This is a genomic window from Pseudomonas sp. App30 (assembly GCF_047947025.1).
Classification (GTDB): domain Bacteria; phylum Pseudomonadota; class Gammaproteobacteria; order Pseudomonadales; family Pseudomonadaceae; genus Aquipseudomonas.
On the sequence record NZ_CP133165.1, the window covers coordinates 2,875,076 to 2,888,235 of the forward strand.

The 13,160-nt window shown below is 64.7% G+C and carries 12 protein-coding genes; 6 read left to right on the forward strand and 6 right to left on the reverse strand.

The window, feature by feature from the left end:
• Positions 1–144 precede the first annotated feature (144 nt).
• A complete protein-coding gene (gene mscL, locus RAM80_RS13300; RefSeq protein ID WP_416426990.1) occupies positions 145–558 on the forward strand; it encodes a large-conductance mechanosensitive channel protein MscL in 414 nt (137 codons plus the stop codon).
• 48 nt (positions 559–606) lie between these two features.
• On the opposite strand, the gene RAM80_RS13305 is transcribed toward mscL, so the two are convergent.
• Complete coding sequence (locus RAM80_RS13305) at positions 607–1,383, reverse strand: ferredoxin--NADP reductase (protein WP_416426991.1); 777 nt, start codon at positions 1,381–1,383, stop codon at positions 607–609.
• 207 nt (positions 1,384–1,590) lie between these two features.
• Between RAM80_RS13305 and RAM80_RS13310 the strand changes: the two genes are divergently transcribed.
• Positions 1,591–2,292 carry an autoinducer binding domain-containing protein gene (locus RAM80_RS13310; RefSeq protein WP_416426992.1) on the forward strand — a complete coding sequence of 234 codons (702 nt, stop codon included), beginning with the start codon at positions 1,591–1,593 and terminating at the stop codon, positions 2,290–2,292.
• Positions 2,293–2,427: 135 nt separating this feature from the next.
• On the forward strand, positions 2,428–3,552 hold the full coding sequence (locus tag RAM80_RS13315) for a methyltransferase (RefSeq protein WP_416426993.1): 1,125 nt from the start codon (positions 2,428–2,430) through the stop codon (positions 3,550–3,552).
• A 106-nt stretch (positions 3,553–3,658) separates the two neighbouring features.
• Here the strand turns inward: RAM80_RS13315 and RAM80_RS13320 are convergent, their stop codons facing one another.
• The 3 genes from RAM80_RS13320 to RAM80_RS13330 all read right to left on the reverse strand — a co-directional run bounded on the left by RAM80_RS13320 (position 3,659) and on the right by RAM80_RS13330 (position 6,375).
• Complete coding sequence (locus RAM80_RS13320; RefSeq protein ID WP_416426994.1) at positions 3,659–3,820, reverse strand: DUF2474 domain-containing protein; 162 nt, start codon at positions 3,818–3,820, stop codon at positions 3,659–3,661.
• 104 nt (positions 3,821–3,924) lie between these two features.
• Entirely contained in the window at positions 3,925–4,932 is a 1,008-nt protein-coding gene (cydB, locus tag RAM80_RS13325) for a cytochrome d ubiquinol oxidase subunit II (RefSeq protein WP_416426995.1), read from the reverse strand.
• A gap of 3 nt (positions 4,933–4,935) precedes the next feature.
• The gene (locus RAM80_RS13330) at positions 4,936–6,375 is read right to left on the reverse strand and encodes a cytochrome ubiquinol oxidase subunit I (RefSeq protein ID WP_416426996.1); all 1,440 of its coding nucleotides are present in this window, start codon (positions 6,373–6,375) and stop codon (positions 4,936–4,938) included.
• A 392-nt stretch (positions 6,376–6,767) separates the two neighbouring features.
• On the opposite strand from RAM80_RS13330, the gene RAM80_RS13335 reads away from it, so the two are divergent.
• The 3 genes from RAM80_RS13335 to trmA all read left to right on the forward strand — a co-directional run bounded on the left by RAM80_RS13335 (position 6,768) and on the right by trmA (position 10,604).
• The gene (locus tag RAM80_RS13335) at positions 6,768–8,000 is read left to right on the forward strand and encodes an MFS transporter (protein ID WP_416426997.1); all 1,233 of its coding nucleotides are present in this window, start codon (positions 6,768–6,770) and stop codon (positions 7,998–8,000) included.
• A gap of 226 nt (positions 8,001–8,226) precedes the next feature.
• Entirely contained in the window at positions 8,227–9,522 is a 1,296-nt protein-coding gene (locus tag RAM80_RS13340; protein WP_416426998.1) for an NCS2 family permease, read from the forward strand.
• Positions 9,519–10,604 carry a tRNA (uridine(54)-C5)-methyltransferase TrmA gene (gene trmA, locus RAM80_RS13345; RefSeq protein ID WP_416426999.1) on the forward strand — a complete coding sequence of 362 codons (1,086 nt, stop codon included), beginning with the start codon at positions 9,519–9,521 and terminating at the stop codon, positions 10,602–10,604. Before RAM80_RS13340 ends, trmA begins: the two co-directional genes overlap by 4 nt.
• A gap of 80 nt (positions 10,605–10,684) precedes the next feature.
• Here the strand turns inward: trmA and RAM80_RS13350 are convergent, their stop codons facing one another.
• Entirely contained in the window at positions 10,685–12,535 is a 1,851-nt protein-coding gene (locus RAM80_RS13350) for an amidohydrolase (protein ID WP_416427000.1), read from the reverse strand.
• A gap of 40 nt (positions 12,536–12,575) precedes the next feature.
• Complete coding sequence (locus RAM80_RS13355; RefSeq protein ID WP_416427001.1) at positions 12,576–13,142, reverse strand: antibiotic biosynthesis monooxygenase; 567 nt, start codon at positions 13,140–13,142, stop codon at positions 12,576–12,578.
• Positions 13,143–13,160: the final 18 nt, after the last annotated feature.

The window sequence follows — 13,160 nt, forward strand, 5'->3', positions numbered from 1 at the left end:
AAACAGTCATCATACCGATCCTGGCCGGATTCGGTAAAACTAATAGGGAGAAGCCGGGTCATTGTTACCAGGTAACGAGCACGGCGCGCTTCGCTGTCTTACACTGCCTGCAACCATTCATCTGTAACAAGGGATATCAAAAGCATGGGCGTACTAGCTGAGTTCAAGGCCTTCGCGGTCAAAGGCAACGTGGTCGACATGGCCGTGGGTATCATCATTGGCGCAGCGTTCGGCAAGATCGTCTCGTCGTTCGTGGGTGACGTGGTCATGCCGCCGCTGGGGCTGTTGATTGGCGGCGTCGATTTCAGCGACCTGGCGGTGACCCTCAGGGAAGCCCAGGGCACGGCGCCGGCCGTGGTGCTGGCCTACGGCAAGTTCATCCAGACCATCATCGACTTCCTGATCGTGGCGTTCGCCATCTTCATGGGCGTCAAGGCCATCAACAAGCTCAAGCGCGAAGAAGCCGCCGCCCCTACCCTGCCGCCTACCCCGACCAAGGAAGAGCTGCTGCTGGGCGAGATTCGTGATTTGCTGAAAGAGCAGAACGCGCGGCCGTGACGCAGCCTGCGGCGGCTGCTACGGGGTGCGTGACCGCGCGCCCCGCTCTTACCAATAGTTCTCTACCGCTATCTGCCCTGGCTTGCGGGTCAGGGTCAGGCGCATGTCGCGGGCCTTGAGCACCGCCCGGGTGTCGTCGATCATCTGCGGGTTGCCGCAGATCATCACCCGTGAATGCTCCGGCGCCAGCGCACAGCCGGCCGCCGCTTCCAGCGCGCCATTGTCGATCAGCGTGGTGATGCGCCCGCCCAGCGCGCCCGGGCACTGCTCGCGGGTGACGATGGGAATGTACTGGAACTTGTGCGCGTATTCCGCCAGGTACTCACGCCCGGTGAGCTCGGCGATCAGCGGCTGGTACGCCAGCTCGCGGCCTTCGCGGGCGCTGTAGACCAGGATGATGCGCTCGAATTTCTCCCACACTTCGAAGTCCTGCAGGATCGACAGGAACGGCGCCACCCCGGTGCCCGTGGCCAGCAGCCACAGGTCGCGGCCGTCGATGAAGCGGTCCGGGGTCAGGTAACCGAACGCCTGGCGATCCACCAGCAGCGTGTCGCCCTCGCGCAGGCGGCTCAGCTCGCTGGTGAACTCCCCTCCCGGCACCACGATGGAGAAGAACTCCAGGAACTCGTCATGGGGCGAGGACACCATCGAATAGGCACGCCACGCCACGCTGCCGTCAGGCTTGGTCACCCCCAGGCGGGCGAACTGCCCGGCGCGGAAACGAAACCCAGGGTCGCGGGTGGTCCTCAGGGTGAACAGGCTGGGGGTCAGCGGCTGTACCTCGAGCAGCGTCTGGCGGGTGAAATTCTCGGCGCTGGCGGTCATGACGGTCTCCGTGGGAACAGTGCTTATAGTGTCCAGCAAAGCGGCAACCAGGAACACCCGCAAGTTGTAATGGCTTTTTCATGCAGTAGCCAGACGATAACTACATTTTATCGACGTAATTAACTCGTATCAAAGCATTAATCACCTAGAATGAAGCGACGGGGCAGTACTTGGATCCATATCGGGCAGCTCAACTGGAGTGTCGTCATGAGAATGTGGCATGAAGCGCAACTGCATCACCTGCAAGGCATGGCCGAACGCAAGGATATAGTAGAGAGCGCTTTGGACCTGGCCCGCGACCTGGGCTTCGACTACGCAACCTTCGTCACCGGCCCCGGCCAGGTCATGCCGCACCGCATGGCCCTGAACAATATGCCAGCCGCATGGCGCCAGCGTTATCGGCAGCAGGGCTATGGCGCTACCGACCCCAGCGTCAGGCATTGCCGGCACTCGGTGGTGCCGTTGCTGTGGACTGACGGCTTGTTCCGCAGCACCCCCGAGTTCCGCCAGGACGCCTGGAGCCACGGCATTCGCCATGGCCTGAGCCTGGCCATCCACGACAGCGACCACCACGTCAGCATGCTGACCCTGGCCCGCCAGCACCTGCCGGTGAGCGCCGACGAATTCTGCGCGAAGGTGGGCCAGTGCCTGTGGCTGGGCAACCTGCTGCACCAGCGCCTGGGCGCCCGGCAGGCCAGCGCGGACGGGGACACCCACGGCCAGCTGTCCGGCCGCGAGCTGGAGATACTGCGCTGGTCGGCCGAGGGCAAGACCGCCGGCGATATCGCCGCCATTCTCAGCCTTTCCGAGCGCACGGTGAACTTTCATATCAGCACGGCCGTAAAGAAAATGGGCATGGGCAACAAGCTCTCTGCCGTGGTTCACGCCGCTCAAACCGGCCTGCTGTGAGCCCCACGCCTGCATAATTCTGCAAATGGACGTAGAATTCACGACCCGGAGCACCCCATTGTGCCTCCCTGCTGCGAGTTTGGTACCGCCGAGACTTGCGTAAATCTACAGCTGCCCACCCCGAGTCTCTGCCCCATGCCCGTGTTGACCACGCCCTTCGCCCAGCTTGACCTGATCCGCCAGCCCGACCAGCCCAACGAACCGCTGCAGGCGTTCGACGCCGCCGACGAATACCTGCTCAACCACCTGGCCGAGCAGCAGTTGCCTGCCAGCACCCGGGTGCTGGTGCTCAACGACAGCTTTGGCGCCCTGGCCATCAGCCTGCAAGGCCAGTTCGACCTGGTCAGCAGCGGTGACTCGTTCCTGGGCAGCCAGGCGCTGGAAAAGAACCTGGTGCGCAACGGCCGGCCCTTCGACGCCATCGGCGTGCTGCCGGCCAGCCAGCGCTGGGACGGCCTGTTCGACCGCGTGCTGATTCGCGTGCCCAAGACCCTGGCGCTGCTGGAAGAGCAGTTGATTCGCCTGCAGGGCCACCTGGCGCCCGGCGCCCAGGTGGTGGCCGCCGCCATGGTCAAGCACCTGCCGCGGGCGGCCGGCGACCTGCTGGACCAGTACATCGGTCCGGTCAGCGCATCGCTGGCAGTGAAAAAGGCGCGACTGCTGATCGCCACCGCCGAGGCACGCGGCCCGTTCACCTCGCCCTACCCGAGCCGCTACCGCCTGGACCAGCCGGCGCTGGAGCTGCTGAACCACGCCAACGTGTTCTGCCGCGAGGGCCTGGACATCGGCACCCGCGCCTTCCTGCCCCACCTGCCTACCGGGCTGGGCAGCGCCCAGGTCGCCGACCTGGGCTGCGGCAATGGCGTGCTGGGCATCGTCAGCGCCCTGCAGAACCCGCAGGCGCACTACACCCTGGTGGATGAGTCGTACATGGCCGTGCAGTCGGCCGCCGAGAACTGGCAGGCCGCCCTGGGTGAGCGCGAAGTGACCGTGCGCGCCGGCGACGGCCTGGCCGGCCAGGCGCCGCAGTCCCTGGACGTGGTGCTGTGCAACCCGCCGTTCCACCAGGCCCAGGTGGTGGGCGATTTCCTGGCCTGGCGCATGTTCCAGCAGGCGCGCGAGGCGTTGGTGGTGGGCGGCGCGCTGTACATCGTCGGCAACCGCCACCTGGGCTACCACAGCAAGCTGGCGCGGCTGTTCCGCGGTGTCGAGCAGGTGACAGCCACGCCCAAGTTCGTGATTCTGAAAGCCCGCAAGTAAAGGTGTGGGAGCTGGCTTGCCAGCTTCCACGTACACAAAAAAAACCCTCCGAAGAGGGTTTGAAAACCGCTGCCTGTGCAAAACAGCGGTGGGATGAGACGGTATTTCAGTGGGACTTCATGCCCGCCGCAGTCATGAACATGCGCAGCAGTTCAGCGACGATGCCCAGGGCCACGATACTTCCCGCCCAGATCACCAGCAGCCAGCCCACGCGTTTCCACCAGGGGCTGTTGGCAGCCGGGTCGGGTTCATGTTCCTTGCTGTTCATCGCATGCTCTCCTGTGTACGTCCGTAGCAGCTGCCGCAGGCTGCGTCCGGTTCCCCGCGTTGGGGGCGTTGGACGCGGCCTGGGGCCGCTGCTACAGGGTTCTGTCAGTGGTAGCCATCTTCAGGTTTCACCTTGCCGCGGAACACGTAGTAGCTCCAGAAGGTGTAAACCAGGATGAACGGGATGATGAACAGCGTGCCCACCAGGATGAAGCCCTGGCTTTGCGGCGGCGACGCTGCGTCCCAGATCGACACGGCCGGCGGGATGATGTTCGGCCACAGGCTGATACCCAGGCCGCTGTAGCCGAGGAAGATCAGGATCAGGGTCATGATGAACGGCATGTAGTGGGCGCGTTGCGACACCGACTTCAGCAGCGCGTACACCGACAGCAGCACCAGCAGCGGCACCGGCATGAACCACAGCAGGTTAGGCATGCTGAACCAGCGGGTGGCGATGTCGGCATGGGTCAGCGGCGTCCAGATGCTGACGATACCAGTCACCACCAGCAAGCCCAGGGTCAGCGGCTTGGCCAGCTTGTGCATGGCCTCCTGCAGGCTGCCTTCGGTCTTCATGATCAGCCAGGTGCAACCCAGCAGGGCGTAGGCCACGATCAGCGCCAGGCCGCAGAACACGGTGAACGGCGTCAGCCAGTCCAGGCCGCCGCCGGCGTAGGCACGGTTGACCACCGGGATGCCATCGATGTAGGCACCCAGGGCCACGCCCTGGGCAAAGGTGGCCAGCAGCGAACCGCCGATGAACGCCTTGTCCCAGATGTGACGCTTGTTGGCGCGGGCCTTGAAGCGGAACTCGAACGCCACGCCACGGAAGATCAGGCCGATGAGCATCAGGATCAGCGGCATGTACAGCGCTTCCAGCACCACCGAGTAGGCCAGCGGGAAGGCGCCGAACAGTGCCGCGCCGCCCAATACCAGCCAGGTTTCGTTGCCGTCCCACACGGGGGCGACGGTGTTCATCATTACGTCACGGTCGGACTCGCCCTTGAGGAACGGGAAGAGAATCCCGATACCCAGGTCGAAACCGTCCATGATCACGTACATCATGACGCCGAAGATAATGATCACGGCCCAGATCAGTGGAAGATCGATACCCATGACTCAGTTCCCCTTGTTCAGGCTGTCGGCGTGGCCTTCTTCGCTGCCTTCGTGGGCGGCGGAGAGAGGACGTGCAGGCGTACGCGTTTGACCAGGGCCACCATGGGTAGCTTCTGCGCCTTCGTGGGTTTTCGGCCCCTTGCGCACCAGGCGCATCATGTAGCCGAAGCCGGTGCCGAACAGCGAGAAGTACACCACCACGAACAGCACCAGGGTGATGCTCATCTGCGTCACGCTGTGGTTGGACACTGCATCGGCGGTGCGCAGCAGGCCATACACGACCCACGGCTGACGGCCGATTTCAGTGGTGAACCAGCCCGCCAGCAGGGCGATCAGGCCCGATGGGCCCATGCACATGGCCAGGGTCAGGAACAGGCGGTTGGTGTACAGGCCACCGCGCCAGCGCAGCCAGGCACTCCACAGGCCCACGGCGATCATCAGCATCCCCAGGCCGGCCATGATGCGGAACGACCAGAACACGATCAGCGAGTTCGGGCGGTCTTCAGGCGGGAACGACTTCAGCGCCGGGATCTGCTTGTCCAGGCTGTGGGTCAGGATCAGGCTGCCCAGGTACGGCACTTCGATGGCGTACTTGGTCTTCTCTTCCTTCATGTCCGGGATGCCGAACAGGATCAGCGGGGTCGGCTCGTTGCCGACGTTTTCCCAGTGGCCCTCGATGGCGGCGATCTTGGCCGGCTGGTGCTCCAGGGTGTTCAGGCCGTGGGCGTCACCGACGAAGGCCTGGATAGGCGCGACGATCAGCGCCATCCACATGGCCATGGAGAACATCTTGCGGATGGCCGGGTTGTCGCGGCCACGCAGCAGGTGCCAGGCCGCCGAGGCGCCGACGAAGAACGCTGTGGCGACGAACGCGGCGATAGCCATGTGCGCCAGGCGGAACGGGAACGAGGGGTTGAAGATCACCGCCAGCCAGTCCACCGGAATCACGCGACCGTCGACGATCTCGTAGCCCTGCGGGGTCTGCATCCAGCTGTTGGAAGCCAGGATCCAGAAGGTGGAGATCAGCGTGCCCACGGCCACCATGACGGTGGAGAAGTAGTGCAGGCCACGGCCCACACGGTTCCAGCCGAACAGCATGACGCCGAGGAAACCGGCTTCCAGGAAGAACGCGGTCAGCACTTCATAGGTCAGCAGCGGCCCGTTGACGGCGCCGGCGAAGTCCGAGAAGCGACTCCAGTTGGTGCCGAACTCGTAGGCCATGACCAGGCCCGAGACCACGCCCATGCCGAAGTTGACGGCGAAAATTTTCGACCAGAAATGGTACAGATCGCGGTAGGTGTCATCCTTGGTCTTGAGCCACAGGCCTTCGAGCACGGCCAGGAAACTGGCCAGGCCGATGGTGATGGCGGGGAACAGGATGTGGAACGAGACCGTAAACGCGAACTGCATTCGGGCGAGATCTAGAGCCTCTAAGCCGAACATATGGTTTCCTCTATCAGATGAATCATCTGCGTGCGTCGGGGGACGCCCCCGTCAACTCGCACCGACAGCCCTCACGGTTAATGAGTGCGGCGCGCGAAATGTGTTCTGAGTATTCAAGTGTGGCAGTGACCAATGGCCTCAACACAACGCGGCTGCAACGTGTATTGACCAGGATCAATGATCCCTAAAAGAGTAGACCCAATCCGCGCAGTTAACTGCGTGGTCTATTGTCACGCGGCACGTTGCCTCACCCTTCTAAAGCAGGGGGTTCGGCCAATTTCGGGGATCGCGCGAGAGGATTGCGGCGAATGGCAACGAATGCCATTTACGTAACCTGCAGTTACAAACTAGTGATAATCTCGCGCCTCCCGCCCGCGAGGTTGCCCTGCCCCATGTCCAGTTCCGCTGTACTGCTGCTGCGTCATCACCGTCCTTTCATGGCTTTCTGGCTGGCGCGGGTGTGCACCGCCAGTGGCTTCCAGATGCTCACAGTGGCCATTGGCTGGCACCTCTACCAGCTGACCGGCAGCGTGCTCGACCTGGGCCTGGTGGGGCTGGTGGAATTCACCCCGCGGGTGCTGTTCATGCTGCACACCGGGCATGTGGCCGACCGCTATGACCGACGCAAGGTAGCTGCCATCTGCCAGACGGGGCAGGCGCTGGTGGCCCTGGCCCTGGTGATCGGCAGCAGCACCGACAGCGTCAGCCGCGACATGATCTTCGTGCTGGCCTTCCTGCTGGGCAGCGCCCGGGCGTTCGAGATGCCCACCACCCAGGCGCTGCTGCCCAATATCGTGCCCACCGAGTTGTTCCCCCGCGCGGTAGCGGCCTCGGCCTCGGCCATGCAGACCGCCACCATCGTCGCGCCGGCGCTGGGCGGCTTTCTATATGCGTTCGGCAGCGTGTGGGTGTACGGCCCCACCGTGGTGCTCTATGTGCTGGCGCTGTCGCTGATGCTCAGCCTGCCGGCGCGCCAGACCCCGCTGAACAAGGGCAAGGCCACGCTGCAGTCGCTGCTGGCCGGGATCAACTTCATTCGCAGCCGCCCGGACATTCTCGGCGCCATTTCCCTGGACCTGTTCGCCGTGCTGCTGGGCGGCGCCACCGCGCTGCTGCCGGTGTTCGCCCGCGACATCCTGCTGACCGGCCCCTGGGGCCTGGGCCTGCTGCGCTCGGCGCCAGCGGTGGGGGCGCTGCTGATGTCGTTCTGGCTGTCGCGCTTCCCCATCGAGCGCAAGGTGGGCCGCACCATGTTCGCCGGCGTCGGGGTATTTGGCGTGGCAACCATCGCCTTCGGCTTGTCCACCTCGTTCTGGTTCAGCCTGGCGACCCTGGCAGTGCTGGGCGCGGCAGACATGATCAGCATGGTGATCCGCGGCGCATTCGTGCAATTGGAGACGCCGGACGAGATGCGCGGCCGGGTCAGCGCCGTGAACGGCCTGTTCATCGGCGCCTCGAACCAGCTGGGCGAGTTTGAATCGGGCCTGACGGCGCACTGGTTCGGCACGGTGCCGGCGGTAGTGCTGGGCGGCGTGAGCACGCTGGTGGTGACCGGCACCTGGATCAAGCTGTTCCCGACCCTGGCCAAGCGCGATCACATGCTGAACCGCGAGAAACCCCTGTAACCATCTCGCTTACTGTGGGAGCTGGCTTGCCAGCGAGCTGTGGAGGCCCGAAAAGCTCGCTGGCAAGCCAGCTCCCACATCACGCGGGGTTAAAGCGACACACGCATTCACCGCCAGCCAGCCATGCTGGTATGATGCGCGGCTTTTTTCGGCCCCTCGGCGAGCTTGTGCTTTGCTTGAGGGGTCAATTCATTCACGGCGCCGGGGCGCGCCACGGGGATCAGGCATGCTGGAAAGGCTGTTTCAACTAAAAGCACACAACACCAACGTGCGTACCGAGATACTGGCGGGCATCACCACGTTCCTGGCCATGGCCTACATCCTGTTCGTCAACCCGAGCATCCTCGGCGAGACGGGCATGGACAAGGGCGCGGTGTTCGTCGCCACCTGCCTGGCCGCCGCCATCGGCTCGACCGTGATGGGCCTGATCGCCAACTACCCGATCGCCCTGGCACCGGGCATGGGCCTGAACGCCTTCTTCACCTACACCGTGGTGCTGCACATGGGTTACACCTGGCAGACCGCGCTGGGCTCGGTGTTCATCTCGGCCGTGCTGTTCTTCCTGCTGTCGATCTTTCGCATCCGCGAATGGATCGTCAACAGCATCCCGCTGCCGCTGCGCTCGGCCATTGCCGCGGGTATCGGCCTGTTCCTGGCGCTGATCGCCCTGCACAACGCCGGCATCGTGGTCGGCAACCCGGCCACCCTGGTGGGCCTGGGCGACCTGAAGCAGCCTGCACCGATCCTGGCCACCCTGGGCTTCGTGCTGATCGTGGCCCTGGAAGCCCTGAAAGTGCGCGGCGCCGTGCTGATCGGCATCCTGGCAGTGACCATCGTCTCGATCCTGATGGGCTTCAGCCCGTTCGGCGGCGTCACCTCCATGCCGCCATCGCTGGCCCCGACCTTCCTGCAGCTGGACATCAAGGGCGCGCTGAACGTGGGCCTGGTGAGCGTGATCTTCGCCTTCCTGTTCGTTGACCTGTTCGACAACTCCGGCACCCTGATCGGCGTGGCCAAGCGCGCCGGCCTGATGGGCAAGGACGGCCACATGCCGAAAATGGGCCGTGCGCTGATCGCCGACAGCACCGCAGCCATGGCCGGTTCCCTGCTGGGCACCTCCACCACCACCAGCTACATCGAGTCGGCGGCCGGCGTGAGCGCCGGCGGCCGTACTGGCCTGACCGCCATCGTCGTGGCCCTGCTGTTCATCCTGGCGCTGTTCTTCGCGCCGCTAGCCGGCAGCGTGCCCGCCTTCGCCACCGCCCCTGCCCTGCTGTTCGTGGCCGTGCTGATGATGTCGGGCCTGGCGGAAATCAACTGGGACGACATCACCGAAGCCGCCCCGGTGGTAGTCACCGCCCTGGCCATGCCGTTCACCTACTCGATCGCCAACGGCATTGCCTTCGGCTTCATTTCGTGGACACTGATCAAGCTGCTGTCGGGCCGCACCCGTGACCTGAACCCGGCGCTGATCATTCTGTCGATCCTGTTCGTCATCAAGCTGGGCTGGTTCAACGCATGAGCACGGTAGTGAACCCGGCGGACTACAGCCGCCAACTGGACGAGAAAACCGCGCGCCTGCGCGAGCTGCTGGCGCCGTTCGATGCCCCGGAACCTGCGGTATTCGACTCGCCGCGCGAGCATTACCGCCTGCGCGCCGAGTTCCGCCTGTGGCGCCAGGACGGCCAGCGCCACTACGCCATGTTCGCCCCGGGTGAGAAGCACACGGCCATCCTCATCGAGGAATTCCCGATCGCCAGCCTGCGCATCAACGAACTGATGCCCAAGCTCAAAGCTGCCTGGCAGGCCAACGACGCCCTGAGCAACAAGCTGTTCCAGGTGGAGTTCCTCACCACCCTGGCCGGCGACGCCATGGTTACCCTGTGCTACCACCGCCCGCTGGACGAGCACTGGCAGGTGGCCGCCGAGCAACTGGCCGCCGACCTGGGCATCAGCCTGATCGGCCGTTCCAAGGGCAAGCGCGTGGTCATTGGCCGCGACTTCGCCGTGGAAAAACTGGACGTGGCTGGCCGCGTGTTCAGCTACCAGCAGCCTGAAGGCGCGTTCACCCAGCCCAACGGCACGGTGAACCAGAAGATGCTGACCTGGGCCTATGAGGCCCTGGGCCAGCGCGACGACGACCTGCTGGAGCTGTACTGCGGCAACGGCAACTTCACCCTGCCCCTGGCCACGCGGGTGCGCAAGGTGCTGGCCACCGAGATCAGCAAGACCTCGGTGAACGCCGCGCTGAACAACCTGGCCGACAACGCCGTGGACAACGTCACCCTGGTGCGCCTGAGCGCCGAGGAGCTGACCGAGGCGCTGAACGAGGTGCGGCCGTTCCGTCGCCTGCAGGGCGTGGACCTGAAGAGCTACCAGTTCGGCAGTGTGTTCGTCGACCCGCCGCGTGCCGGCATGGACCCGGACACCTGCGAGCTGACCCGTCGTTTCGACAACATCCTGTACATCTCCTGCAACCCGGAGACCCTGGCCGCCAACATCGCCCAGTTGCACGATACCCACCGTATCGAGCGTTGCGCGCTGTTCGACCAGTTCCCGTATACCCACCACATGGAATCGGGTGTGTTGCTGGTTCGTCGTTGATCGCATCGCCCCCATCGCGACCAAGGTCGGCTCCTACGGGTGTAGGAGCCGACCTTGGTCGCGATGAAAGCGCCGCGCACTCAGAACGCGAAACACGAACAGCCAAACGCCCCCCAGAACCCCTGGAAATCACTGACCGGCACGCTCGACTGCCGCGCCCTGTCGTGGCTGTGCGCATGCACCCCGCATGGCCCGCTGCACTGGTGCACCTGCTGCAGCACCGGCGACTGCGGCCGCCAATGGCCCGGGACGATGGCCACTGGCGACCAGTCCGGCGTCACCGGCAGGGTTGGCGGCGCCAGCTTGTCGAATTCGCCCGCCGCGTGCACCACCTTGCCGTCCACCACGGTCAGCAGCGACTCGATCCACTTGATCGCCTCTTCCTCAACGCTGAAATAATCCGCCGACAAGGCCACCAGGTCCGCCAATTGCCCGACCTTGATCTGGCCTTTCTTGCCCTGCTCCGATGAGAACCAGGCGCTGCCATGGGTGTACAGCTCCAGCGCGGTGTCGCGCTCCAGGCCTTGTGGATAAAGCTCCAGGCCGCCCACGGTCTTGCCGCTGACCATCCAGTACAGCGAGGTCCACGGGTTGTAGCTCGACACCCGCGTGGCGTCGGTGCCCGCGCCTACCGGCACGCCCTCGGCGAGCATGCGCTGGATCGGCGGAGTCTGTTCGCCGGCCTTCTTGCCGTAGCGGTCGACGAAGTATTCGCCCTGGAAGGCCATGCGGTCCTGGATGGCGATGCCGCCGCCCAGCGCCTTCACCCGCTCGATGTTTTTCGGCGTGATGGTCTCGGCGTGGTCGAAGAACCACGGCAGGCCGTTGAAGGGAATGTCGCGGTTGACCTTCTCGAACACGTCCAGCATCCGCGAAATCGACTCGTCATAGGTGGCGTGCAGGCGGAACGGCCAGCGCTGCTCCACCAGGTGGCGCACCACCGGTTCCAGGTCCTGCTCCATGGTGGCGGGCAGGTCCGGGCGCGGCTCCAGGAAGTCCTCGAAGTCGGCGGCGGAGAACACCAGCATCTCGCCGGCGCCGTTGTTGCGCAAAAAGTCGTTGCCCTGGCCGTAGCGGGTGCTGGCGGTCCAGTGCTGGAAGTCGGCCAGCTCTTCCTTGGGTTTCTGGGTGAACAGGTTGTAGGCGATGCGCACGGTCAGTTGGTCCTTGGCCGCCAGTTCGTTGATCACCTCGTAGTCATCGGGGAAGTTCTGGAAGCCGCCGCCGGCATCGATGGCACTGGTGACGCCCAGGCGGTTGAGCTCGCGCATGAACTGGCGGGTGGAGTTCACCTGGTACGCCAGCGGCAGCTTCGGCCCTTTGCTCAGGGTGGAATACAGGATCATGGCGTTGGGGCGGGCCACCAGCATGCCGGTGGGGTTGCCCTGGGCGTCGCGCTGGATCTCGCCGCCGGGTGGGTTCGGGGTGTTGCGGTCATAGCCCACCACGCGCAAGGCGGCGCGGTTGAGCAGCGCGCGGTCGTACAGGTGCAGCACGAACACCGGGGTGTCGGGTGCGGCCTTGTTCAACTCGTCCAGGGTGGGCATGCGCTTTTCGGCGAACTGGAATTCGTTCCAGCCGCCCACCACCCGCACCCACTGCGGCGCCGGGGTGCGCAGGGCCTGCTCCTTGAGCATGGCCAGGGCATCGACCAGCGACGGCACGCCTTCCCAGCGCAGTTCCAGGTTGTAGTTGAGGCCACCGCGGATCAGGTGCAGGTGCGAGTCATTGAGCCCGGGGATGACCGTGCGGCCGCGCAAGTCGATGACCTGGGTGGCGCTGCCGCGCAGGGCCATGGCCTCGGCGTCGGTGCCCACGGCGACGAACTTGCCGTCCTTGATGGCCACGGCGCTGGCAGTGGGCTTGGCGCGGTCGACGGTGTGCAGGCGGCCGTTGTGCAGGATCAGATCAGCGATGACGGTGGTGTTCATGACAGGGTTCCTTGTTGTCTGGGGTCAACGGGCGTGGGGCTTAGCGGGCTTGCAACCAGTTGCTCAGCCAGCGGGTGGCCCGCGGCATGAACACGTAGACCACCAGCAGCACGACGCTCAGGGTGATGACGGTGTTGGCCGGGGCATAGCCGCCCAGCCAGGGAAACAGTTTGAAAACCGGTGCCCACAACAGCGGCACGATGAAGCTCAGCGGCAGGATGACCATGAAGGTCACGCAGGCCTGCTTCCAGCGCGGCGGCTGGGGCGCGCCGGCGTCCACCGGGGTGAACCAGAATTCGCGGTCGTTGTTGATCTCCAGTTGGTCGCCGTCGGCCAGCATGGGCTTGGCTTCTGCCACCAGGCGCTGGCGGTCGGCGGAGTCCAGCCAACTCTGCAGTTGCTCGGTGCTGGCGAAGCGCAGCACGCTGGTGAACAGTTGCAGGCCGTTGCTGTGGCCGCGCATGACATCGATGCCCAGGTGGCCGGGGTAGCTGCGGGCGATGCCGATGATGCGGCGCAGCCATTCTTCGTAACGCGATTCCTGGCCTTTGCTGATGCGGTGGCGAACCAGCAGGGTGACGACGCCATCGGCCATTTCGATGTTCATGCCTGACTCCTTTCACAC

What these genes read in the sequence shown, in the direction of transcription:
- mscL (WP_416426990.1), top strand. Translation starts at nt 145, where the DNA reads ATGGGCGTACTAGCTGAGTTCAAGGCCTTCGCGGTCAAAGGCAACGTG.
- RAM80_RS13305 (WP_416426991.1), bottom strand. Translation starts at nt 1,383, where the DNA reads ATGACCGCCAGCGCCGAGAATTTCACCCGCCAGACGCTGCTCGAGGTA.
- RAM80_RS13310 (WP_416426992.1), top strand. Translation starts at nt 1,591, where the DNA reads ATGAGAATGTGGCATGAAGCGCAACTGCATCACCTGCAAGGCATGGCC.
- RAM80_RS13315 (WP_416426993.1), top strand. Translation starts at nt 2,428, where the DNA reads ATGCCCGTGTTGACCACGCCCTTCGCCCAGCTTGACCTGATCCGCCAG.
- RAM80_RS13320 (WP_416426994.1), bottom strand. Translation starts at nt 3,820, where the DNA reads ATGAACAGCAAGGAACATGAACCCGACCCGGCTGCCAACAGCCCCTGG.
- cydB (WP_416426995.1), bottom strand. Translation starts at nt 4,932, where the DNA reads ATGGGTATCGATCTTCCACTGATCTGGGCCGTGATCATTATCTTCGGC.
- RAM80_RS13330 (WP_416426996.1), bottom strand. Translation starts at nt 6,375, where the DNA reads ATGTTCGGCTTAGAGGCTCTAGATCTCGCCCGAATGCAGTTCGCGTTT.
- RAM80_RS13335 (WP_416426997.1), top strand. Translation starts at nt 6,768, where the DNA reads ATGTCCAGTTCCGCTGTACTGCTGCTGCGTCATCACCGTCCTTTCATG.
- RAM80_RS13340 (WP_416426998.1), top strand. Translation starts at nt 8,227, where the DNA reads ATGCTGGAAAGGCTGTTTCAACTAAAAGCACACAACACCAACGTGCGT.
- trmA (WP_416426999.1), top strand. Translation starts at nt 9,519, where the DNA reads ATGAGCACGGTAGTGAACCCGGCGGACTACAGCCGCCAACTGGACGAG.
- RAM80_RS13350 (WP_416427000.1), bottom strand. Translation starts at nt 12,535, where the DNA reads ATGAACACCACCGTCATCGCTGATCTGATCCTGCACAACGGCCGCCTG.
- RAM80_RS13355 (WP_416427001.1), bottom strand. Translation starts at nt 13,142, where the DNA reads ATGAACATCGAAATGGCCGATGGCGTCGTCACCCTGCTGGTTCGCCAC.